The 23617-nt window shown below is 73.7% G+C and carries 18 protein-coding genes and 1 tRNA gene; 13 read left to right on the forward strand and 6 right to left on the reverse strand.

Translation table 11 applies throughout. The features are described 5' to 3' along the window. The first annotated feature begins 6 nt into the window (after nt 1-6). A complete protein-coding gene (locus tag FGW31_RS31970) occupies nt 7-351 on the forward strand; it encodes a GNAT family N-acetyltransferase (RefSeq protein ID WP_161176052.1) in 345 nt (114 codons plus the stop codon). A gap of 17 nt (nt 352-368) precedes the next feature. Then, nucleotides 369-1007 (forward strand): aspartate/glutamate racemase family protein, encoded by a 639-nt coding sequence (locus tag FGW31_RS31975; protein ID WP_142197027.1) that lies wholly within the window; start codon nt 369-371, stop codon nt 1005-1007. 852 nt (nt 1008-1859) lie between these two features. Here FGW31_RS31975 and gndA read toward each other — a convergent pair. After that, nucleotides 1860-3299 (reverse strand): NADP-dependent phosphogluconate dehydrogenase, encoded by a 1440-nt coding sequence (gene gndA, locus FGW31_RS31985; RefSeq protein WP_142197029.1) that lies wholly within the window; start codon nt 3297-3299, stop codon nt 1860-1862. Between the two features lie 724 nt (nt 3300-4023). Here gndA and FGW31_RS31990 point away from each other — a divergent pair. After that, the gene (locus FGW31_RS31990) at nt 4024-5346 is read left to right on the forward strand and encodes a transglycosylase family protein (RefSeq protein ID WP_142197030.1); all 1323 of its coding nucleotides are present in this window, start codon (nt 4024-4026) and stop codon (nt 5344-5346) included. Here FGW31_RS31990 and FGW31_RS31995 read toward each other — a convergent pair. Then, the gene (locus FGW31_RS31995) at nt 5336-6505 is read right to left on the reverse strand and encodes a DMT family transporter (protein ID WP_182675030.1); all 1170 of its coding nucleotides are present in this window, start codon (nt 6503-6505) and stop codon (nt 5336-5338) included. The two genes, FGW31_RS31990 and FGW31_RS31995, sit on opposite strands and share 11 nt — an antisense overlap. Before the next feature lie 228 nt (nt 6506-6733). On the opposite strand from FGW31_RS31995, the gene FGW31_RS32000 reads away from it, so the two are divergent. The 6 genes from FGW31_RS32000 to FGW31_RS32025 all read left to right on the forward strand — a co-directional run bounded on the left by FGW31_RS32000 (nt 6734) and on the right by FGW31_RS32025 (nt 16224). Continuing rightward, a complete protein-coding gene (locus tag FGW31_RS32000) occupies nt 6734-7510 on the forward strand; it encodes a (2Fe-2S)-binding protein (protein WP_142197314.1) in 777 nt (258 codons plus the stop codon). Between the two features lie 38 nt (nt 7511-7548). Continuing rightward, nucleotides 7549-8700 (forward strand): glycogen synthase, encoded by a 1152-nt coding sequence (gene glgA, locus FGW31_RS32005; RefSeq protein ID WP_142197032.1) that lies wholly within the window; start codon nt 7549-7551, stop codon nt 8698-8700. 51 nt (nt 8701-8751) lie between these two features. Continuing rightward, complete coding sequence (glgC, locus tag FGW31_RS32010) at nt 8752-9972, forward strand: glucose-1-phosphate adenylyltransferase (protein ID WP_142197033.1); 1221 nt, start codon at nt 8752-8754, stop codon at nt 9970-9972. A 293-nt stretch (nt 9973-10265) separates the two neighbouring features. Further along, on the forward strand, nt 10266-12896 hold the full coding sequence (locus FGW31_RS32015; RefSeq protein WP_142197034.1) for a PA14 domain-containing protein: 2631 nt from the start codon (nt 10266-10268) through the stop codon (nt 12894-12896). Nucleotides 12897-13197: 301 nt separating this feature from the next. Continuing rightward, nucleotides 13198-14658, forward strand: coding sequence for a wax ester/triacylglycerol synthase family O-acyltransferase (locus tag FGW31_RS32020; RefSeq protein WP_142197035.1), 1461 nt, complete (start codon nt 13198-13200; stop codon nt 14656-14658). A 72-nt stretch (nt 14659-14730) separates the two neighbouring features. Beyond that, entirely contained in the window at nt 14731-16224 is a 1494-nt protein-coding gene (locus FGW31_RS32025; protein WP_142197036.1) for an SDR family NAD(P)-dependent oxidoreductase, read from the forward strand. Between the two features lie 22 nt (nt 16225-16246). Here FGW31_RS32025 and FGW31_RS32030 read toward each other — a convergent pair whose 3' ends face one another. Further along, nucleotides 16247-16696: a hypothetical protein gene (locus tag FGW31_RS32030; protein WP_142197315.1), complete on the reverse strand. Its 450-nt coding sequence runs from the start codon at nt 16694-16696 to the stop codon at nt 16247-16249. A gap of 470 nt (nt 16697-17166) precedes the next feature. On the opposite strand from FGW31_RS32030, the gene FGW31_RS32035 reads away from it, so the two are divergent. Next, nucleotides 17167-17343, forward strand: a complete 177-nt coding sequence (locus FGW31_RS32035) for a hypothetical protein (RefSeq protein WP_142197037.1) — start codon at nt 17167-17169, stop codon at nt 17341-17343. A gap of 39 nt (nt 17344-17382) precedes the next feature. Here FGW31_RS32035 and FGW31_RS32040 read toward each other — a convergent pair whose 3' ends face one another. Then, nucleotides 17383-18945, reverse strand: a complete 1563-nt coding sequence (locus FGW31_RS32040; protein ID WP_233452608.1) for an MFS transporter — start codon at nt 18943-18945, stop codon at nt 17383-17385. Nucleotides 18946-19233: 288 nt separating this feature from the next. On the opposite strand from FGW31_RS32040, the gene FGW31_RS32045 reads away from it, so the two are divergent. Then, nucleotides 19234-19304: transfer RNA gene (locus tag FGW31_RS32045), tRNA-Cys, on the forward strand. Nucleotides 19305-19318: 14 nt separating this feature from the next. On the opposite strand, the gene FGW31_RS32050 is transcribed toward FGW31_RS32045, so the two are convergent. Together FGW31_RS32050 and FGW31_RS32055 are read right to left on the reverse strand one after the other, a co-directional pair. After that, complete coding sequence (locus FGW31_RS32050) at nt 19319-20317, reverse strand: LysR family transcriptional regulator (RefSeq protein ID WP_182675028.1); 999 nt, start codon at nt 20315-20317, stop codon at nt 19319-19321. Further along, nucleotides 20314-21228 (reverse strand): LysR family transcriptional regulator, encoded by a 915-nt coding sequence (locus tag FGW31_RS32055; RefSeq protein WP_142197039.1) that lies wholly within the window; start codon nt 21226-21228, stop codon nt 20314-20316. The genes FGW31_RS32050 and FGW31_RS32055 overlap by 4 nt, the downstream gene beginning before the upstream one ends. Before the next feature lie 263 nt (nt 21229-21491). Here FGW31_RS32055 and FGW31_RS32060 point away from each other — a divergent pair, with 263 nt between their 5' ends. Then, nucleotides 21492-22232: a tRNA-dependent cyclodipeptide synthase gene (locus FGW31_RS32060; protein WP_142197040.1), complete on the forward strand. Its 741-nt coding sequence runs from the start codon at nt 21492-21494 to the stop codon at nt 22230-22232. Then, nucleotides 22219-23610: a purine-cytosine permease family protein gene (locus FGW31_RS32065; protein ID WP_220450328.1), complete on the forward strand. Its 1392-nt coding sequence runs from the start codon at nt 22219-22221 to the stop codon at nt 23608-23610. The genes FGW31_RS32060 and FGW31_RS32065 overlap by 14 nt, the downstream gene beginning before the upstream one ends. The last annotated feature ends 7 nt before the right edge of the window (nt 23611-23617 follow it).

Below are 23617 nucleotides of genomic sequence, written 5' to 3' on the forward strand. Positions count from 1 at the left end.
GTGGCCATGGGTGACACGGAGATCCGGGACGACCGGGCGGCAGGCCGGCTCGAGGCGGTGACGGACGGCGAGGTCGTCGGGCGGATCGAGTACTTCGTCCTCGACGCCCCCGAACGCGCCGTCGTGCCGGTGCACACCATCGTGGAGCCCGCGCACGAGGGCAAGGGCATCGCGGGCTCCCTCGCCCGCGAGCTGTATGCCCTCGCCGCCCGCGAGGACAGTGCCGTCGCACCGCTCTGCCCGTACGTCGCCAAGTGGGCCGAACGCCATCCCGAGCAGGCCCCCGCGGCCGGACCGGAGCTGATCGGCGCGGCGAAGCAGTGGCTGACGGCGCACCCCGAGCGGTTCTGAGACCGGGCCGGCCGCGCATGCTCGCCCTGCTGCACACCTCACCGGTGCACGTGCCCGTCTTCGACGCCCTGTGCGACGAGCACCACCCGGGACTGGAACTCCGGCACGTCGTCGTCGAGGAGTTGCTGGATCGCGCCCGTGCCGCCGGGCCCGGCGCCGTTGCCGACGACGTACGGCGCCGGGTGCGGGAGGCCGCCGACGGCGGTGCCCGGGCCGTGCTGTGCACCTGCTCGACCATCGGCGACCTCGCGGAGCGGGCCGCCGACGGGGTCGGCGTGCCCGTGCTGCGCGTCGACCGGCCCATGGCGGGCGCGGCCGTGGCCGCCGGACCGCGCGTCGTCGTCCTCGCCGCGCTGGAGAGCACCCTCGGGCCGACGGCGGCGCTGGTCCGGGACGAGGCCGCGCGGGCCGGCCGGTCCGTCGAGGTGCGGACCGCAGTCGTACGGGGAGCGTGGGAACGCTTCGAGGCGGGCGACACGGCGGAGTACGTGCGCCGGGTCGCCGACGCGGCCGACGCCGTCACCGGCGCCGACGTGATCGTCCTCGCCCAGGCGTCGATGGCCCCCGCCGAACGGCTCACCACGACCGCGCTGCCGGTGCTGTCCAGCCCGCGCCCGGGACTCGCCGCGGGTGCGGCGGCTGCGGGTCTCCGGTAGCGGAGGCAGTGGCTGTCCGACGGCGCGGGAGCGGGCGTCCGCCGGTGGACGCACCGCCGGGGCCCGGGACCTTGCCGTCGTGCGTGCGCCACCCGGGTCCGGGCCGTCACGCGGGCGGGTGACTGGAGATGCGGCGGTCGGGTAGGCGGGGGAGTAGTCCAGAGCCGACGTCGACCGACTGGCCGGAGGACACCCGTCATGACGAACCCGTACCCGGATCCCGTCCCGCCGGGCCCCACCCCGGGACCCGCGCCGGGCCCGGACCCCGCACATCCCGAGCCCTACCCCGACCCGGCGCGCCCGCCGCAGCCGCCGCCGGGTCCCGAACCCACGCCTCCGCCGGCGCCGCCGCACCCCGCGCCGGGACCGCCGGAGCCGTCGCCGTCACCGATCCCGCCGGGACCGGAACCGACACCCGATCCCGAGCCCGGCCCGCCGCTGAGCTGACCGGCGACGGCACCCCCTGAACGGCGGCGGGACGGCGGACCGGACCGGCCTGCGGGGCCTGTCCGGTCCGCCGCCCCGCGGGACGACCGGTGGACGGCGGGTGCCCCGACGCGTTCCCGGGCGAGGGTCGCCCGCGCCTTCGACCGGGTCCACCGAGAGACCGTGCGGCTCGCCGCCGCGCCGCTGCCGCCGACGCCGGTGGTTCGTCCGCCGGCCGCTGCCGCCGTCGCGCCGTGTCCGCCCCGCCGCACCCGCCCGGACCCGGCGCGCGCACGTCGTCACGGGGCCACGAGCCCCGCCCGCCGCCTGCGCGGACATCACCGGACCTGACGGGATTAAACGGGGCACAGCCGGACGCACCGCAAGGGGCGCCCGTCGCGGACCTGCTCCCGGCGTACCGCGTCGCTACGCCGACACCTCCGACCGGTCCCCGCCCCACAGCGTGTGGAACGAGCCGTCGCGGTCCGTGCGCCGGTAGGTGTGCGCGCCGAAGTAGTCCCGCTGGCCCTGGGTCAGCGCGGCCGGCAGGCGCTCCGCGCGCAGGGCGTCGTAGTAGGCGAGCGCCGCGCCGAAACCGGGCGTGGGCACGCCCTGGCGGGTCGCCGCGATCAGCACCTCGCGCCAGTCGTCCTGCGCGTCGGCGATCTCCCGCGCGAACGTCTCGTCGGACAGCAGGCTCGGCAGGTCGGGCCGCGCGTCGTAGGCGGCGCGGATGCGGTCGAGGAACGCCGCCCGGATGATGCAGCCGCCGCGCCAGATCGCGGAGACCGCGCCGAGGTCGATGTTCCAGCCGTACTCCGCGCTGCCCGCGGCGATCTCGTGGAAGCCCTGCGTGTACGACACGATCTTCGACGCGTACAGCGCCTGCTCCACCCGGTCGGCGAACGCCGCCGCCTCCGCCTCGCCGAGCGGCGCGGCCTTCGGCCCGGCCAGACCCCGGGAGGCCTCGCGCAGCGCCGCGTGGCCGGACAGGGAACGGGCGAACACCGCCTCGGCGATGCCGGAGACGGGCACGCCCAGGTCGAGCGCGATCTGCACGGTCCAGCGGCCGGTGCCCTTCTGCTCGGCCCGGTCGACCACCACGTCCACGAACGGCTTGCCGGTGGCCGCGTCCACGTGGGAGAGCACCTCGGCGGTGATCTCGATCAGGTACGAGTCCAGCCGGCCGGTGTTCCAGGTGCGGAAGATCTCCGCGATCCGCGCGGGCGCGTACCCGGCGACGTCGCGCAGCAGCTGGTACGCCTCACCGATCAACTGCATGTCGGCGTACTCGATGCCGTTGTGGACCATCTTCACGAAGTGGCCGGCGCCGTCCGGGCCGACGTGCGTGACGCAGGGCGCGCCGTCGGCGGCCTTGGCGGAGATCTTCTCCAGCATCGGGCCGAGGGACCCGTACGACTCGGCGGGACCGCCGGGCATGATGCTCGGCCCGTTGAGCGCACCCTCCTCGCCGCCGGAGATGCCCGCGCCGACGAAGTGGATGCCCTTCCGGCGCAGCTCGCGCTCCCGGCGCCGGGTGTCGGCGAAGTGGGCGTTGCCACCGTCGATGATCATGTCGCCGGGCTCCAGCAGCGGCGCGAACTCCTCGATCACCGCGTCCGTCGGCTCACCCGCCTTCACCATGACGACCAGCCGCCGCGGCCGCTCCAGCGCCGCCACGAACTCCTTGGCCGTCTCGGCCGCCACGAAGCTGCCCTCGTGCCCGAACTCCTCCACCAGCGCGTGCGTGCGGGCCGCCGTCCGGTTGTGCACGGCGACCGTGTAGCCGTTGCGGGCGAAGTTGCGCGCGAGGTTGCGGCCCATGACCGCGAGCCCCGTGACGCCGATCTGCGCTGAACTGCTCATTGGGTGGCTCCTAGTGACCTGGTATCGGTACTCGTGGCACGACGGCGACACTGCCGCCGGCGTCCCGCCAGTCCTGCCGTCGACCATCCTGACGTGCCCCACGTGCGTGCGCACGCGCGGGTCGGTCACGGCCTGCGCAGGCACATACGCGCGACGGCACCCTTCGTACTCAGGCCGCTGCCCGCCCCACCTCGGGCCGCTGCCGACCGCACCTTGGGCCGCTGCCGGCCGCACCTCGGGCCGCTGCCGACCGCACCTCAGGCCGCTGCCCGCCGCACCTCGGGCCGCCCTCCACCCGTCCTCATGCCGCCCTCCGCCCGTCCTCATGCCGCCCTCCACGCGTCCTCACGCCGCCGCCCGCCCTACTCACGCGGCTCTCCTTTTCCTCGCGCACGCCTGCGCGTGCCCCCTCGCGTCCCCGCACGTCTGCGCCCGCGTCCCCGCACGCCTGCCCATGCGCCCCGCATGCCTGTGCCGCGTCCCCGCAGGTCGCCCGCGTCCCCGGGTGCCGGTCGTCGCCGCGCGCCGGTCCGGCGCACGCACCCGCACGCACCCGCGGACGGACCCACCCGCCCGCGCACGCTTCCCGGTGGGCGCCGGCGGGGGCGCAACGGACGGTCACTCCCGGCCATTTGGCGCATCCGTGCGGCCGATAGGCGTCTTGTCACGGCCAGTTCGCAACGCTTACTTTTGCCCCTCCTGACGCATTGTCGAGGGGGATTCCATGGCCGTGCGCGGCCGGCACCGCCGGTATCAGCCGAACAGGATCAACCGGGCCTCACTGACCGTCACCGCGGGCGGGGCCGGGATGGCGCTCCCCTTCATGGGCGCCGGTGCCGCACAGGCGGCCGACGCGGACACCTGGGAGAAGGTCGCCGCCTGCGAGTCGAGCGGCGACTGGAACATCAACACCGGCAACGGGTACTACGGCGGACTCCAGTTCACCCAGTCCACCTGGGAGGCGTACGGCGGCACCCGGTACGCCCCGCGCGCCGACCTGGCCACCCGGGACCAGCAGATCGCCGTCGCCGAGAAGGTCCTCGACGGCCAGGGCCCCGGCGCCTGGCCGGCCTGCTCGGTACGGGCCGGACTCACCCGCGGCGGCGACGTCCCCGACGTCCGTCCGGCCGCCGAGCGGTCCGGCACCCGCGAGGCGGACCGACGGACCTCCGTGGAGGACGTCAAACCGCACACCACGCCCCAGTCCCGCGCGGGCCGCGCCGAGATGTACACCGTGGTCCGCGGCGACACCCTCTCCGGCATCGCGGAGGACGAGCGGCTGCGAGGCGGCTGGCAGCGCCTGTACGACGCCAACCGTTCGACCATCGGCGACGACCCGGACCTCATCGTGCCCGGCCAGCGCCTCGCCCTGTCCGACGGGACGGCGAAGGCCCCCGAGCGGTCCGCGAAGCCGCCGAAGGCGCCCGAGCGGACGTCGAAGCCGGAAGCGAAGGAGCGGGCGGACGGGAAGACCGGTGGCGAAGCCGACGGCGGGAGCCGGAAGCAGGCCGACCGCAAGGCGGACCGGCAGGCGGACCGCAAGGCGGACCGGCAGGCGGACCGCAAGACGGACCGCAAGGCCGAGAAGAAGAGCGACTCCCGGCGGGCCGCGGACCGCCCCGAGCGTTCCGCGCCGGCCGGCGCCGGTCTGGTGGCCCCCGTCAGCGCCGGGCTCGGAACGCCGTACCACAAGGCCGGATCCGCGTGGTCGAAGGGCTACCACACGGGCGTCGACTTCCCCGTGCCGACCGGCACGTCGGTGAAGTCCGTGGCGTCGGGCACGGTCGTCGCCGCGGGCTGGGAGGGCTCGTTCGGCTACCAGGTGGTGGTCCGGCACACCGACGGCCGCTACAGCCAGTACGCCCACCTGTCGGCGGTCTCCGTGAAGAGCGGTCAGTCCGTCAACGCGGGCCAGCGCATCGGCCGTTCCGGGTCCACCGGGAACAGCTCGGGCCCGCATCTGCACTTCGAGGTGCGGACGGGGCCCGGGTTCGGGTCGGACATCGACCCGGTCGCCTACCTCAGGGCGGGCGGCGTCAGGATTTGACGCGTACCCGGTGGCGGTCCACCACCGCCACCGGCACGTACGGCCCGCCGTAGAACGGCGCGTACGACACCAGCGGCGCGTCGTCCGCGTCCTCCCGGGCGGGGGCCGGTGACGGCACCCGTACGTCCTCGGCGAGGTCGGGAAGCGTCAGCTCGGACAGCAGGCGCTCGGCGGGGTCGGCGGGCGCCCCCTCGGCGTGCGCGGACCCGGCGCCGGCGGCGGCCGCCCCGTCCGCGGGGCCCGGCACCGGTACGGGCGCCTCCCCGTCCGCGGGGCCCGGCACCGGCAGGGGAGCCTCGCCGCCGGCCTGGTCCGCCTCCCGCTGTTCGCGGGCCAGCCGCTCCGTGGTGAGCAGGATCAGCCCGCCGGCCGCCACCACGCCGCAGCTCAGGGCGAGCGCGGTGCCCGTGGAGCCGTAGCGGAAGGTCTCACCGAACATCGTGATGCCGACCGCCGCCGCCACCACCGGGTTGACCACGGTCAGCGTCGCCAGCGGGGCCGCGAGTCCGGCGCCCCGGTAGGAGGCCTGGGACAGCAGCATGCCCGCCGTGGCGAGGACGCCGATCACCGTCAGGGACGGCAGGTCGGCCGCCGAGACACCGCCGGTCCAGTCGACCGCGACGGTCTTCGTGAAGACCGAGGACATGCCGAACGCGACACCGGAGGCGACGGCCAGCAGGATGCTGCGCACCGCGGGATGACGGTGCACGGCACGGGCCGCGACCATCAGCGCCACGACCGCCGCCGCCGTTCCCAGCGCCGCCGCCACCCGCTGCGGGGTGTCCAGCGACTGCACGTCGGACGCGCCGACCAGGGAGAGCAGACCGGCGAGTCCGACCGTCGCCATGACGGCGCCCCGCCACGCGGTCGCCCCGGCCCTGCGGCCCACGAACAGCGCGGCCATGGGCAGCGCGAACACGATGGTCAGGGCACCCAGCGGCTGGACGAGGCTCAGCGGGCCGTAGGCGAGCGCCACCACGTGCAGCAGTCCGCCGAGACCGTTCAGGCCGACCGCCGCCCACCAGGCCGGCCGGCGCAGCGGAGCGTACTGCTGCGCGCCGGGGGAGGACACCGCGACCTGCTCCTGCACGATCGCTCCGCCGGCGTAGGCAACGGCGGACACGAACGACAGCAACACGGACAACGCGAGGGCGCTCATCGGCTGCTCCTCTGCGTGAGGCCGGGGCGGTGGGCCCGGCGCGGCGAAGGGTCGGCTTCCATGACCAACACGATGCCGTGTCGACTTGTTCCCGTCGTCGTCCCTGAGCATTCAATGCGTCCTACTGCCGATGGAGTACGACGACGGCCCCGTCATCCCCAGGGTGGGCACCCGCCGTCGCGGGGCCCCTGGTTGCTCCCCCTAAGGGGCTTGGTACTACTGCACTTCGTGGACCTCGACCCGTCTCTCACCGCGCTCGGCCGGCTCGGCGGCTTCTTCGTCCTGCGCACGACGGCGCCGCCCGACCACCGTCCGCGCACCCCCGCCCGGGCACACGCTCCCGACCACCGTCCGCCCACCCTCGCCCAGGCATACGTCCCCGGCCGCCCGAACGTTCGGGACGACCCGCTGTCCGTGCGGGTACGCCGGGTCGCCGACGCCCTCGGCACCCCCGAGACGCGGGTGGCCGCGTCGGTGGCCCAGCAGGGGCTCACCGCCCGCCTGTGGTCCGTGGCCCTCGGCAGCGCCGCCCTGTACGGCGCCGTCCCCGACCTGTCCCCGTCGCTGCTGCGGTGGGACCCGCGCGGCAGCGCCCCCGACGACCTGTGGCTGACCGCGGTGCGCCCGCTGCCCGGCGACGCCGCGACCGTCGCCGCACTGGTGCTGGACGGCCACCTCCGGCCGCTCACCGAGGCCCTGCGCTCCCGGCACCGCGTCGCGCCCGGCCTGCTGCGCGGCAACGCCGCCTCCGCGCTGGCGGGCGCCGCCCGGGAACTGGACCGCTGGGGGCGCGGGCACGGCCGTACGGACGTCGCCGCCCGGGCCGCCGGGCTGGCCCGCGAACTCCTCGCGCACCCCCTGCTGTCCGGCACCGGAACGCTCACCGGCACGGCCTTCCGGCGCCGCAGCTGCTGCCTGTACTACCGGGTGCCCGGCGGTGGCGTCTGCAGCGACTGCTGCTTCCCGCGGCCGCCCCGCTCTTCCCCGCGCGGCCCCGCTGCGTGACCATGGAAGGAACGTCCGCCGAGACAGGGGGTTCACGGGTGCGAGTGGGACTGCTGACCCGGGAGTACCCCCCGGACGTGTACGGCGGCGCCGGGGTCCATGTGGAGTTCCTCGCCCGGGAACTGCGGCCGCTGGTGGACCTGGAGGTGCACTGCTGGGGCGAGGGCCGCACCGACGGCGTGCTGCGCCACCGGCCCTGGTCCGCGCTCGACGGCGCCAACGACGCGCTGCGCACCTTCTCCGTGGACCTCGCCATGGCCGCCGCCCTCCAGGGCCGCGAACTCGTCCACTCCCACACCTGGTACGCCAACCTCGGCGGCCACCTCGCCAAGCTGCTGTACGGCGTCCCGCACGTGCTGACCGCCCACTCGCTGGAGCCGCTGCGCCCCTGGAAGGCCGAGCAGCTCGGCGGCGGCTACGCCCTGTCGAGCTGGGCCGAGCGCACCGCCGTCGAGGCCGCCGACGCGGTGGTCGCCGTCTCCGGCGCCATGCGCGACGACATCCTCGGCTGCTACCCGGCGCTCGACCCCGGCCGGGTGCACATCGTGCACAACGGCATCGACACGGACCTCTACCGCCCCGACCCCGCAACCGACGCACTGGACCGGATCGGCATCGACCCCTCCCGGCCGTACGTGCTGTTCGTCGGCCGGATCACCCGGCAGAAGGGCGTGCCGCACCTGCTGCGGGCGGTGCGCGGCATCGACCCGGCCGCGCAGGTGGTGCTCTGTGCGGGCGCGCCGGACACACCGGAGATCGACCGGGAGTTCCGCGAGCTGTACCGGGAGCTGAGCCGGGCCCGCGAGGGCGTGCACTGGATCCCGCGGATGCTGCCGCGCCCGGAGGTGATCCAGCTGCTCACGCACGCGGCCGTCTTCGTCTGCCCGTCGGTCTACGAGCCGCTCGGCATCGTCAACCTGGAGGCCATGGCGTGCGGCACCGCGGTGGTCGCCTCCCGGGTGGGCGGCATCCCGGAGGTCGTGGCGGACGGCTCGACGGGGGTACTCGTCGACCTCGACGACGACTTCGAGGCCGGCCTCGCACGGGCCCTCGACGCGGTCCTCGGCGACCCGGCGACGGCACGGCGGATGGGCGCGGCGGGACGCGAGCGCGCGGTGACGGAGTTCGGCTGGGACGCCGTGGCCCGCCGCACGGTCCTGCTGTACCGGGAGATCCTCGAACAGGCTTAGCCCGGCCCGTCCGGGGCAGTCATGGGGAAATTCGGCGTGAGGGGAGCGGCCATGCGTCGTGGAGGTCCTTCGGTCCTGGGAATCGTGCTGGCGGGCGGCGAGGGAAAGCGTCTGATGCCCCTCACGGCGGACCGCGCCAAACCGGCGGTCACCTTCGGCGGGACGTACCGCCTGGTCGACTTCGTGCTGTCCAACCTGGTCAACGGCGACATCCTGCGGATCTGCGTGCTCACCCAGTACAAGTCGCACTCGCTGGACCGGCACATCACCACCACCTGGCGGATGTCCAGCCTGCTCGGCAACTACGTCACGCCGGTCCCCGCCCAGCAGCGCCTGGGCCCGCGCTGGTACCTCGGCAGCGCCGACGCCATCCTCCAGTCGCTGAACCTGATCTACGACGAACGGCCCGAGTACGTGGCGGTGTTCGGCGCCGACCACGTGTACCGCATGGACCCGCGCCAGATGCTCGCCCAGCACATCGAGAGCGGCGCCGGCGTCACCGTGGCCGGCATCCGGGTGCCGCGCTCGGAGTCCTCCGCGTTCGGCGTGATCACCCCGGGCTCGGACGGGCGGAGCGTGGAGCGCTTCCTGGAGAAGCCCACCGATCCGCCCGGGCTCGCCGACGACCCCGAGCGCGTGTTCGCCTCGATGGGCAACTACGTCTTCACCACCAAGACCCTGATCGAGGCGCTCCAGCGGGACGCCGAGGACGAGAACTCGGTGCACGACATGGGCGGCTCGATCCTGCCGCAGCTCACCGAACGGGGCGAGGCGTGCCTGTACGACTTCAGCACCAACCACGTGCCCGGTGAGACCAGCCGCGACCAGGGCTACTGGCGGGACGTCGGCACGCTGGACGCCTACTACGAGGCGCACATGGACCTGATCGCCGAGCGCCCCGCGTTCAACCTGTACAACCGGCAGTGGCCCGTCTACACGCACTCCGGCCAGCTCTCGCCGGCCCGGTTCAACGCGGGCGGCATGGCGAGCGAGTCGATCATCAGTGCCGGGTGCCTGATCCGGGGCCAGGTCACGCGGTCCGTGCTGTCGCCGGGCGTGCTGGTCGACCCGGGGGCGGTGGTGCAGGGCTCGGTGCTGCACGACAACGTGCACATCGGGCGGGGCGCGGTGGTGCGCGGCGCGGTGCTCGACAAGAACGTCGAGGTGCCGCCGGGCGCGACGATCGGCGTCAACCCGGGACGGGACGCGGAGTTGTACACGGTGTCCAAGGGCGGGGTGATCGCGCTCGGGAAGGGACAGCTGGTGCCCTGAGCCCGTGTCGGCGGTGCGCGGGCCCCGGTCGGCCGGGGCCGCCGGGGCATGACGCGGCGGCGGTGGCGGGACTGGTGGGCCGGCATCCGGTGCGTGCGGTGGTGCCCCGGTCGGCCGGGGCCGCCGGGGCCTTTGTCATGTCCCTGGACGCATGGCGGAATCCGTGCTGTTATGCCACCTACTGTTCTTTGACAACGTTGTACCAGCGGTGCAGCGCACAGAACAGAACAGAAACAGCACCAGAGACAGGCACTGAGCAGAGAGCCGTCACCTTCCTCACCGACGGAGGATCCGTGCGCATCAGACGACTCAGAGACCGTTTCGCGCTACTGCTGGCCGCCGCCCTGGGCGTCACCGGGCTCACCGCGGCCGGCCCGGCCCCGACCGCCGCGGCGGACGACCCGGCGGAGATCCACGGCCTGAAGGGCGAGTACTACACCCACTCCGCCCCCGGCGCCTTCGACTTCCACGAACTCAAGGCCACCGCCTTCGACTCCGACCTGGACTTCGACAACCTGGAGCCGCGGCTGAACTTCACCACCGGCCGCTCGGACGACGTCAGCGTCCGCTGGACCGGGAAGATCGTCCCGGAGACGACCGGCGCCCACACCTTCTCGGTCACCGCCGACAACGGCTTCCGGCTGTGGATCGACGGCCGGCTCGCCATCGACCACTGGGTCGACGACTGGGACCGCGAACAGACCGCCGCCCCGATCGACCTGACCGCCGGCACGGCCCACGACATCAAGGTCGAGTACTTCGAGCACTACGGCGGCTCCAACTTCCACCTGCGCTGGACCGAACCCGGCGGCACCAAGGAACCCGTGCCCCAGTCGGCGTTCCGCCTGCCCGACGGCTTCGACTACGACGGCGCCCTCGCCGCCACCGTCCTCGCCTCCGGCCGCACCCTCAAGCTCGACTTCCCCCGGCCCCTGGCCGCGCCACCGGCCGGGTTCACCGACCACCTCGACGCCGTCATCGGCGGCGCCGACTGGCCCCTGACGGCGGCGCGGCCCGACCCGGACGACCCCAAGGCACTGCTCGTCACCCTCGCCGAGCCCGTCGTCGGCAACAAGACCGGCACGGCCTGCGGCAGCGCCGACATCCGCTACGACGGACAGGGCGGCCTCACCGCCGCCGACGGCGACCCGGTCGACGCGTTCCTGAGCAGCGGCCCCAACCGCTCCACCCACGAACTGCGCACGAAGTGGGCCGACCAGGTGGGCCCGGACAACGCCCTGCCCGAGTACCCGCGCCCCCAGCTCACCCGCGACGACTGGCAGAACCTCAACGGCCGCTGGGAGTTCGCCGCCGCCGAGGAGGGCGAGCAGCCGCCCGTGGGCAAGACCCTGAAGGAGCGCATCCTCGTCCCGTACCCGGTGGAGTCCCAGCTCTCCGGGATCCAGCGGCACGAGGACCGCATGTGGTACCGCCGCACCTTCACCGTGCCCCGCGACTGGGAGATCGGCTCCGGCAAGCGGCTCAGGCTGAACTTCGGCGCCGTCGACTGGCGCTCCGAGGTGTACGTCAACGGCACGAAGGTCGCCGCGCACGAGGGCGGCTACGACAAGTTCGCCGCCGACATCACCGACGCGCTGAAGCCCGGCCGCACCCAGGAACTCATCGTCGGCGTGTACGACCCGACCGACGCGGCCGGCGGCGAGAACCCGCCGCTCGGCAAGCAGCGCCTGGACCCCAGCGGCATCTGGTACACGCCCAGCTCCGGCATCTGGCAGACCGTGTGGATGGAACCGGTCGCCCGCGACCACGTCGACTCCCTCGAACTCGTCCCGGACGTGCCGGGCGAGCGGCTCACCGTGGAGGCGAAGGGCGTCCGCGACGGCGTACCGGTCCGGGCCACCGCGTACGACGGACGCCGCAAGGTCGCCACGGCGTCCGGCCGCACCGGGCAGCCGCTCACCCTGAGGATCGACGACCCGCACCTGTGGTCGCCCGACGACCCGTTCCTGTACCGGCTGAAGGTGACCGTCGGCGCGGACCACGTCGGCAGCTACTTCGGGATGCGCTCCATCGCCGTCGAGCAGATCGGCGGGGTGCCCCGCACGGTCCTCAACGGCGAACCGATCTTCCTGATGGCCACCCTCGACCAGGGCTTCTGGCCCGACGGCCTGCACACCGCGCCCACCGACGAGGCCCTCGCGTACGACCTGCGGGCGCACAAGGAACTCGGCTTCAACTCCGTGCGCAAGCACATCAAGGTCGAACCCGATCGCTGGTTCTACTGGGCCGACCGGCTGGGCCTGCTGGTGTGGCAGGACATGCCCGCCATGACGGCCGGGGTGAACCCGAGCACCGAGGCCCGCGCCCGCTACGAGCGCGAGATGAAACAGATGATCGACGAGCACATCAGCAGCCCGTCGGTCGTCATGTGGGTCACCTTCAACGAGGGCTGGGGCCAGTACGACATCGGCCGCATCGCCGAGCAGGCCAAGGCCTGGGACCCGACCCGGCTGGTCAACAACCAGTCCGGACTCAACCTCGGCGCCGACGGCAACGCCGGCGACATCATGGACGAGCACGGCTACCCCAGCCCGGCGCTCCCGCCCCGCCCGGACGGCAGGCGCGCCCTGGTCAGTGGCGAGTACGGCGGCCTCGGCCTCGCCGTGCCCGGCCACGCCTGGCCGGTGCAGCAGTCCTACGTCGACGTCGACCCGGCGACCTACACCGACGACTACCTCACCAAGCTCGACGAGGTGCGCGCGCTGGTGTGCCGGGGCAGCAACGGCGCCGTCTACACCCAGATCTCGGACGTGGAGGGCGAGCTCAACGGGCTACTCACCTACGACCGGCACGTCATGAAGCCGGACGTGTCCCGGGTGAGGGCCGCACACCAGGACCTGATCCGGGACGCCTCCCGCGACCGGCCCGCGGGCTGCTCCGGCGCCGAGGGCGCCGCACGGTGAACCCTTACCCGGGCGGGCGCGCCCGTCCGGGTGGCGTGCACCGCCCGTGACACCGGTGACCGGGCCCCTGTAGTCCCATGGGCCCACCAGTACCGCCCCTTCCGCCGCAGCCGCGGAAGGGGCGGACACGTCATCTGTTGTTAACTATGAGTAGCCGGATCGTACTTGACCGTAATCGGCCGGGAGCGATTGACTGCTGATCCGTCCCGACTCCACCCTCCCCACCTCTTCCCACCTCTTCCCACCTCTTCCCACCTCTCCCCATCTCTCCCCGTCCCGTCGTCGACGCGAGGCCCCGCCCATGACCGAAGACCCGCTCGCTCCCCTCGACCTCGCCTTCTGGAACATCGAGTCCACCGGTCATCCCATGCACCTCGCGGCACTCGGCGTCTTCGCGGCCCGCTCGCCCTCCGCGGCGGCCCACGCCGCCGACCTGCTGGCCGCCCGCACCGCCGCCGTACCCGGACTGCGCATGCGGATCCGCGACGTGTGGCAGCCGCCCGCGCCGCGCCCGTCCCTGGCGGCGCTCCGCCGCGCCTTTCCCGCCCCCGGCGAACCCCTCACCGCCGCGCTCGGCCGGCCGCTCGTCTCCGCCCTGCGCCGCTCGCTCGCCTTCGGCGGCGCCACCCGCGAACCCGACCCCGGCTTCGACCCCCTGGACCACATCCGGCTGCACCCGCCGACCGCCTGCTTCCACACCGCGGCCGGACAGCTCATGGGACGCCCGCTGGAACGCACCCGGCCCCCCTGGGAGGCCCATGTGCTGCCGGGTGAGGACGCCACCCGTTTCGCCGTCCTGTTCAAGTTCCACCACGCCCTCGCCGACGGGCTGCGGGCCCTCACCCTCGCCGCCGCGCTGATGGACCCCATCGACCTGCCCACCCCCCGGCCCCGGCCCGCCGCACCCCCACGCGGGCTGCTCCCGGACGTGCGCGAGGTGCCGGGACTGGTGCGCGGCGCACTGTCGGACGCGGGCCGCGCCCTGGACATCGGCGCCGCCGTCGCCCGCTCCACCCTCGACATGCGCTCCTCACCCGCCCTGACCTGCCCGCCCAGCGGCACCCGCCGCACCGCCGGCGCGGTGGCCGACCTGGACGACGTGCACCGGATCCGCAAGAGCGCCGGCGGCACCGTCAACGACGTCCTGATCGCCGTCGTCGCCGGCGCGCTGCGCCGCTGGCTCGACGAGCGCGGCGACGGCAGCGACGGCGTCGCGCCCCGCGCCCTGGTCCCCGTCTCCCGGCGCCGCCCGCGCACCGCCCACCCGCAGGGCAACCGGCTCTCCGGGTACCTGATACGGCTCCCCGTCGGCGAACCGGACCCGCTGGCCCGCCTCGGCGCCGTGCGCGGTGCCATGGACCGCAACAAGGACGCCGGCCCCCACCGGGGCGCGGGCGCCGTCGCCCTGCTCGCCGACCACGTGCCGCCGCTCGGACACCGGATCGGCGGACCGCTGCTCGGCCAGGCGGCCCGGCTCTGGTTCGACGTCCTGGTCACCAGCGTGCCCCTGCCGGGCTTCGGCCTGCGGCTCGGCGGCGACCCGCTCGACGCCGTCTTCCCGCTCGCCCCGCTGGCCCCCGGGCACTCCCTGGCGGTCGCCGTCTCCACGTACCGGGGACGCGTCCACTACGGGCTGGTCGCCGACGGCGCGGCCGTCCCGGACCTGGACCGGCTGGCCCACGCGGTGAGCGAGGAGGTGAAGACGCTGATCACCGCCTGCGACGGCCGGCAGGGCCGGTTTGGTGCTGCGGCCCGGCGCTGAAGTAAAATCCGCCGTTCGACAGCGGGTGCCCGTCCGGGCGCCCCGACGGCAGAGCGGGAAACGGCAGCGGCGATGACGGTGACAGAGGACGGCCCCCAGGCCGCGGACGCGGTGGCACACGGGCCCGGTATCGACCCGGAGCGGCTCGCGGTCTGCCTCGGCGTGCTGGAGGAACTCGACAAGCTCGACGTCGACCACCCGGACGCGATCGCGGTCCGCCGGGCCACCTCGCACATCTACCGCACGGTCAAGCAGCGCCGCCGTCAGGAACGCCGGGCCGCCAAGACCGCCCACGACAAGGCCGTCACCGAGGCCACCGCCACCGGCTCCGCCCAGCGCATCGACGACGAGACGGAGGGCATCCTGCCGTCCTCCCGCGTCGAGCCCGGAGCGATCGCCGGGATACTGCAGCGCCCCCGCTCCTGCTACGTGTGCAAGACCCGCTACGTCGAGGTCGACTACTTCTACCACCAGCTGTGCCAGAACTGCGCCGCCGAGAACCGGGCCCGGCGCGACGCCCGCGCCGACCTCACCGGCAAGCGCGCCCTGCTCACCGGCGGACGCGCCAAGATCGGCATGTACATCGCGCTGCGGCTGCTGCGCGACGGCGCCCACACCACGATCACCACGCGCTTCCCGAAGGACGCCATCCGCCGGTTCAAGGCGATGGACGACTCCGCGGACTGGATCCACCGCCTGGAGGTCGTCGGCATCGACCTGCGCGACCCCGCCCAGGCCGTCGCGCTGGCCGAACAGGTCGCCGAGCAGGGCCCGCTCGACATCCTGATCAACAACGCCACCCAGACCGTGCGCCGCCTGCCGTCCGCCTACGCCGCGCTCGTCGAGGGCGAGAGCGCGCCGCTGCCGGCCGGTGAGCTGCCCGCCCACCACGTCATCGGCGCCTTCAACTCCGGCGCCGTCGACGGCCTGGCCGCCCTGCCCGTCGGCGTGAGCGGTCTCGACGCGCAGAAGGTGGCCGACCTGGCGCTGGTCGCGGGCAACGCCAGCGTGGCCCGGCACCGTGACGGCACCGCCATCGACGCCGGCGGCCTGGTCCCCGACGTCGTGGACAGCAACACCTGGGTGCAGAGCATCGACCAGATCTCCCCGGTGGAGCTGCTGGAGACCCAGCTGTGCAACTACACGGCGCCGTTCATCCTGATCAGCAAGCTGCGTCCGGCGATGGCCGAGGCCGCGCGCAGGGCGTCCGCCGGGCGCGCGTACGTCGTCAACGTCTCCGCGATGGAAGGCGTCTTCGCCCGCGGCTACAAGGGCGCCGGCCACCCGAACACCAACGCCGCCAAGGCGGCCATGAACATGGTGACGCGGACCAGCGCGCAGGAGATGTTCGACACCGACCGCATCCTGATGACCTCGGTCGACACCGGCTGGATCACCGACGAGCGTCCCCACTACGACAAGCTGCGCCTGGCCGAGGCCGGCTTCCACGCCCCGCTCGACCTGGTCGACGGTGCCGCCCGCGTCTACGACCCCATCGTGCGCGGCGAGGCGGGCGAGGACCTGTACGGCGTCTTCCTGAAGGACTACGCGCCCGGCCGGTGGTGACGCCGGGCGGCCCCACGGCCCGTCAGTCGACCATGCCGAAGCGGGAGTTGCGGGCCGCCAGCAGCTCCAGCACGGTCCGCCAGTCCTCCAGGACGCCCGCGTCGAAGCAGGCGGTGCGGGCCTCCTCGTCCGCCGAGCGCAGGGCGAGCAGGTCGTCGTCGGCCGGAACGTCGGGCCGGGGCCGGCGACGGACCAGCCCGGCCACCCGCTCGCCGAGCAGCGCCCGAACCGCGTCCGCGGCGCGGTCGGCGCGCGCCGTCGGCTCGCCCGGCCACAGCAGTCGGCCGACGGGCCGCACCAGGCCCGCCACCTGCAGTTCCTTGTCGGCGGGCCGCCCTCGGCGCAGCAGCGCGGCGGTCCGCAGGGCGTGGTCGTGTGCGTCGACCGGGGCCTCGCCGCGGTCCGGGACCTCCCGCGTGCCCCGGCACGCGTACAGCAGGTCCATCAGCTCCTCGACGGTGCGCAGTTCCATGCGCCGGTCCTCCCGGGAGTAGGCCGTTGCCGTACGGCAGCAGACCATGGCGAGCTTGCGTACCGGCCAACGGGACTTGAACTGCGCCATGACCACGCGCTCTTGTCGCGGACGCCGACGTCCTGGTACTCCGAACGAGTGACCCGAGCAGGTCCCAGGTGTCCGTAAATAGCCGCATATCGGGGTGGATTGAGCGCTCTCTGACATGTGATTGTTACCGGCGGTTTCGAGCCCCATCGAGCGGGGGGCCGCTCATTTGGTTACTCTGATGCGGACGGACAGCAGCACAGGGTCCTACCCGCACCCACGTCCGTCATGGGACCGGCCGGTCGACAACGGCCTGCTCTCCCTCGAGTTACCGGCGCCACCGCGTCCGAACGGCATTCGACTTGACCCGAGCGGACGTCCGACGCCAGGCACAGGGCCGACGCGGCGCGTCCCGAGGGTGACCGACACATAAGGAGTGCGCGGTGACACCGGAGAAGACGAAGACACGGGAAGAGCGCCCCGAGGAACGCACGGAGCGCGCCGCCCGCAGGCCCGGGGAACTCGGCAGCCTCGACGTGTGGGCCCGTTCGGCCCCGATCCGCCTCGCCGGCTACGAGGACGACCTCGCCGAGCCGCACATCCTCCCCAGCGTCGACTGACCGTCTCGCGAACGCCGCACGCGCCTTCGGCTCCCGCTCCTACGGTGACGTCACCCCGGCCCGCTCCTTCCCGCGGGCCCCGGCGGCGGTCCGGGCGGGGCGGAGCCCGACGGCGATGCCGGCCAGGGCCGCCAGGGCCACTGCGAACAGCAGCCACATGGCGGCCCGGCTGCCGGCCACGAACATGGCGTCGAAGGCGTCACGGGCCTGAGCCGCGGTCAGGTCCGTGTGGCGCCGCAGCAGGCCGGGGCCCTGCTGCGGGTCCTCCACGACCCGCGCCGCCCAGGGGCCGGCGGCGACTTCGTGAGCGGCGAGCCGGTCGGCGAGGGCGTCCCGCGCCGCGAGCCGGTAGACCTCCATACCGGCGGCCAGGCCGAGGGCGCCGCCCAGGTTGTGGCACGTCCACGAGGCGCCGACGGCGGTTCCCGCCAGGTGGCCCGGCACCGCGGACAGGGCGGCGACGGTGGCCGGACCGAGCACCAGGGCCCAGCCCACCCCCATCGTGGCGAAGGCCGCCACGAGCGCGGGCATGTCCGTGGCCGGGGTCAGGCGGGTCTGGGCCAGCGCCGAGACCGCGAGGGCGAGGAAGCCCGAGCACAGCAGGCGGCGTGGCCCCCACCGGTCGACCAGCCGGCCGACCAGCGGGGAGAGCGCCGCGACGACGGCCGTGCAGGGCAGCATCAGCAGCCCGGTGGTGTGCCCGTCGAAGCCGCGCACCGTGTGCAGGTACAGCGGCATCAAGAAGAGCGCGACGCAGTAGAAGAAGGCCAGCGCGAAATCCGCGGTGACGGCTCCGAGGAAGGTCCGCCCGGTGAACAGCTGGAACCGGATGAGCGGGTTCGGCGCCCGCAGTTCCACCCGCCCGAACAGGACGAGGCCGGCGCATCCGTACAGGAGGAGGGCGACGATGCCCGGGGACGACCAGCCTCGGACGTGCCCCAGCGTCAGCCCCAGCACGAGCGCCGGGACGGAGGTGCACAGCAGCGCCGGCCCGCGCCGGTCCATGCCGCCGGCCGGCCGCTCGCCGTAGGACTCGGGCACCGTCGGAAGGCACACCGCCAACGCCGCCAGGACGAGCGGGACGTTGAGCCAGAAGACCCACGGCCGGCCCGCCGAGCCGACGAGCACGCCGCCCAGTACCGGTCCCGCCGCGAGGCCGAGACCGTTGACCCCGTACAGGCACCCGATGGCCCTGCCCCGCTCCTGCGGCGGGAAGATCGCGGAGACGAGGGCCCCGGTGGCGGTGTAGAGGGCCGCGCAGGCCGCCCCATGCACGAAGCGGAAGGCGATGAGCCACTCCGGCGTGGTGGCGAAGCCCGCGCCCAGCGAGGCCAGGCCGAAGATCACGGCCCCGATGTAGAGCACCCTGCGCCGGCCGTGGCTGTCCGCGAGCCGGCCCGCGGTCACCATGCCGGTGGACAGGGCCACCACGAAGACGTTCACGATCAACTGGAGTTCGGTGACCGTCGCGCCGAGCTCCTCCTGGATGACCGGTGCCGCCGTGCTGACGATGGTCAGGTCGATGCAGCCGAGGAAACTCAGCGTTCCCAGGCCCGCGAACGCCCACCACTTCCGTGACTTCCCGGAGGTCTGCTCGGACACGCCGTCCTCGATTTCATCGCGATTCGATGTCCGGTGCAGTCAAACTCCTCGGCCGCCCTTTGTCGACGGGTATGAGAAGAAGGCATGACCCCTTGTCAAAAAGGCACAGAAGAATGCGCGTACGGAATGCGGACGTCCCGGGGATGTCTGAATCCGGGTATTCCCGCAGTGGTCGGCGGCTGCTACTTTTTTCGGTGCCGGCGCGACAATGCGTCGATCGGGGAACGCTGTGCGGTCGATGCGGTCGTCGAGAAACGCCGGTGTACGAGGAAACGTTCTTTCTCGCATGGTGGAGTGGCCGAGAGGCGAGGCGACGGCCCGCAGAGCCGTTCACACAGGTTCGAATCCTGTCTCCACCTCTGCCGCGTACGGTTCAGCCCGGCCCGGCGCCCCGGTAGGCCTCGCGGACCAGGTCCGCCAGCCGGGGCGCCCAGGCCGCGGCCCCGCCGTCCGAGCGCCACACCAGCAGCAGCCGATGGCGGGTCACGGCGTCGGACAGCGGCGTGTGGACGACACCGGCCGCCGGCGCGGGGAACGGAAAGGCGGGCAGCGCACCGTTGACCGCGCAGGCCAGCGCCGCGGCCTCGTGCTCGTCGGATGCCCAGTGCAGCGCGACGCGCACGCCGGCCCGGCGCACGGCGGCCGTGAAGTGGCGTCGCAGGCCGGCGTGGCGGCGGCCGCCGACGAGCAGGCACGTCTCCCCGTCGAGGTCGGTGAGGGCGAGCCCGGGCCGGCCTGCCAGCCGGTGACCGGTGGCGGTGCCGACGAGCAGGTTCTCCTCGGCGAGCACGGCGCAGTCGAAGCGCTCCGGCAGGGGCGCGTCGAGCACGGCGGAGTGCCGGATCACGGCCAGATCGAGACGGTGGACGCGGAACAGCTCCGGCAGCGTCTCCCCGCCGTCCTCGCCGTCCTCGCCGTCCTCGCCGTCCTCGCCGTCCTCGCCGTCCTCGCCGTGCCCGCCGTCGGCCGGCTCCCGGCAGACGTCCGGCACGGTGCGGGGTTCGACGACCGCCGACGGCCGCAGGGCCCGGGCGTGGGCGGTGACCAGCGGAAGGGCGGGAGTGGGGACCGCGCCGATGCGCAGCCGCTCCGCCGAGGGGTCGGGCGGGTCCTGGCGGCTGCCGGCGGCCAGGAGGTGGTCGATCCGCGGCAGCAGTTCGTCGGCGCACCGCAGCAGCAGCCGTCCGGCGGCGGTGAGCCGGGCCCCCTGGTGGTCGCGGTGGAGCGCGACCAGCCCGGTGACCCGTTCGAGGTGCTGGATGCGGCGCGTCACACCGGCCTGGTCGATGCCGAGTGCGCGCGCGGCGCCGGCCAGTGTCCCGGTGTCGGCCACGGCCCGCAGCACCCGGAGGTCCTGGATCTCTATGTTCACGACAGTTCGGCGGCGGGCGTGCGCTCGCGCAGCGCGGCGGACAGCAGCGCCACCAGCTTCGGCATCAGCGGGGCGGTCCAGTCGCGGAAGGCCACCAGATGGGTGACCCGCATGTCCAGGTCGGCCACGGGACGCTGCACCACGCCCGGATCCACGGGGCGGCGTGCCTGGGTCAGCGCCACGCAGCCCTGGTGCCGGATCACCTGGCCGCGGGGCCCGGACATCACGATGTCGTGGGTGATGCGCGGGGCGAACCCGTAGGAGGCGCACAGCCGGCGCAGTTCCTCGTCGCAGGCGTCGGGGCCGGAGCAGGAGATCCAGTCCTCGCCCGCGAGATCCGCCATGGTGAGCCGCTCGGCGGCGGCCAGCGGGCGGTCGGCGGCCACCGCCACCCGGATCGGGGACTCGGCCCAGGCGACGTAGCCGATCCGGCCGTCGCCCTCCGGCGGCGGGCCGCTGGTGGAGGCGTGGTCCCGCAGGGCGATGTCCACCTCGCCCGCCCGCAGCAGATCCATCAGTTCGCGGGTGGAGTTGGGGGCCACGATCTGCACGCGCTCGTGGGACGCCAGTGGCCGCAGCGCGTTCAGCAGGGCCACGCAGTGCACGCTGTGCGCCCAGCCGATCCGCAGCGTCCGGCTGCGCAGTGCGCGGTAGTCGCGCAACTGCTGCGCGAACGCGTCGAAGGAGCGGAGGATGCCCTGCGCGTCGGCCAGCACCGCGCTGCCCAGCGGGGTCGGGCGGGTGCCGTGCCGGTCGCGTTCGAACAGTGCCCCGCCGAACAGTTCCTCCAGCCGCCGTATCTGCCGGCTCAGTGCGGGCTGGGGGAGTCCCAGGGCCTTCGCGGCCTTGTTGAGGCTTCCGGTGTCGGAGACGAGGCACAGCTGACGTAAGTGCCGGAGTTGCAGGTCCATGACCAAGAGTTAAGCCCTTCGGCGGGGCCTTCACCAGTGTCGGCGCCCGACGCGGTCAATTTTCCGGAATTGCGCCCGCGGAATGGTCACGACCCGTTTGTCGGCGGGCACGCTCCGCTGTCCTTTCAGGGGATGCGGAAATGGCATGACCGGGCGGCAGTATTCAGCCCTCCGACGGGTCGTCACCATTCCAGTCATCGCTCGACCGGCCGGACCCGGCTGCGCGAGGGCAGGCTCGTCCCCCTACCGTCCGAGGACACGACATGTTGGAATGTGAACCACTTACCGAGCGCTGCGGCGGTCTCCTGTCCGAGGCCACTCATGTGTGCATCGGAGTCAGCCCTTTCAACAGCTACTTCAGCACGCCGCGACTGCGGCGACTGGCCGGCTGGGCCCTGAGGCGTTTCGGGAACGTCCACTTCTTCGTGCCCGACGCGGTCGCGGCGTACACCCTGGAGGCGCTGGGGTACGAGCCGGACCGCGCCCGCCACAAGGCCCGGCGGCAGGGGCAGTACGTCCACAACAAGATCGCCACGGCGCTGCACACCCTGGGCGTGGCGAACCCCGACCGGCACGTCCTGGGGATGGACCGCCTGTACGGCACGCCCCGCTACCTGACGCTGCTGGACGAGGCGTACCGGTGTTTCCAGGAGGACGAGGACTTCCGCACCGCGTGCCTGGGCGCCTCGCACTGGGTGCTGGAACGGAACCTGCCGCCGGGCGCGACTCCCGGCGAGGAGCAACTGCACAGCGCCGCCCGTTACTTCCTCGCCGAACTGCCGCTCTTCGCCGACGCCGGAGGCATCACCGGCCACCGGCCGTCGCTCTTCGTCTACCACCAGCGCGTCGCCTTCCTGGAGCGCTTCTACCGCCGGGAGCTGAGCTGGCGGCCGACGGACGGACAGGGCTTCCTGGTGGTCCGTGAGCCGGTGGAGCAACGGTCCGCAGCGGAGCCGGCGCAGGGTCCCGTCCAGCCGCGGGAGGTGGCCCGTGACGCGGGCTGACGCCGGGCCCGGACGTGCCGCGCCGGCCCGGACCGGCCCGCCGGGCGCCGTGGACGCCGCCGGGAAGGAGGCCCTGGACGACTACTCGTTGACCCCGGTGCCCGACGAGGCGCGCCACTCCTGGTTCTCCGTGGCGGTGCAGCGCTTCGGACAGGTCTCCTCCTTCCAGCAGTTCATGGTCGGCGCCGTGCTGGGGTACGGGATGACGTTCACCGACGCGGTGATCGCCATCACCGTCGGGTCGGTGATGCTGGAGGTCGTCACGATCCTCCTGGGCGTCGCGGGGGTCCGGGAGGGGGTGTCCACGTCGGTGCTGGCCCGCTGGTCGGGCTTCGGCCGGAAGGGCTCAGCCGCCGTCGGCATGCTGGTGGCGTTCAGCCTGGCCGGCTGGTTCGGCGTGCAGAACGGCGTGTTCGCCCAGGGCATGCACGATCTCGCCGGCTGGGCGCCGGAGTGGGCCTGGGCCGTGGTGGGCGGCGCGGTCGTCACCGCCGTCTCCGTCCACGGCTTCACCACCATGGCGTGGACGGCGTACCTGACCGTGCCGGCGTTCCTGGTGCTGGCCGGCTGGTCGGTGGCCGACACGCTGGCCGGTCATACGCCGGCCGACCTGCTGACCGGGCCGCCGCCGGGCCCGGTGATGTCCCTGGCCGAAGGGACGACGCTGGTGGCGGGCGCGTTCATCCTCGGTGCGCTGATGACCCCGGACATGACGCGCTTCAACCGCCGCCCCTCCGACGTCGTCAAGCAGACGCTGCTGGGCGTGACGCTCGGCGAGTACCTGATCGGGCTCACCGCGGTGCTCCTCGGCCACGCGGCCCGCACCGCCGACGTCGTCGGCATCGTCACCAGTTCCTCGGGAGTGCTGGGCACGCTGATCCTGGCGACCGCGATCCTGAAGATCAACGACTGGAACCTGTACTCGTCCGCCCTGGCCACCGTCAACAGCGTCGACGTGCTCGTCGGCCGCCGCGTCGGCCGGCGTCCCGTCACCCTGGTCATCGGCGCGGCGGGCACCGCGCTGTCCGCCGTCGGCGTCACCGACGACTTCACCGGTTTCCTGGAGACCATCGGGGTGCTCGCTCCTCCGGTGGCCGGGATCATCATCGCCGAGTACTACGTGGTGCGGCGCTACCGCGCGGTCCTGGACGCCGCCCACCGGACGGGCGCGCTGCCCGACCGGGTCCCCGACTGGCTGCCGCTGTCCCTGATCTGCTGGGCCGTCGGCGCGTTCGTCGGCGCCCAGGTGGACGCCGGCATCCCCCCCATCAACGCCGTCGTGGCCGCCTTCGCCCTCTACGCGACGGCCGGCCGCGCGCTGCGGGCCCGGCGCGGCGGCCCCGCCGCGACCACCCCCCTTCCCGACCGCACCACGTGAAGAGAAC

It is taken from the genome of Streptomyces calvus, assembly GCF_006782915.1.
GTDB classification, from domain to species: domain Bacteria; phylum Actinomycetota; class Actinomycetes; order Streptomycetales; family Streptomycetaceae; genus Streptomyces; species Streptomyces calvus.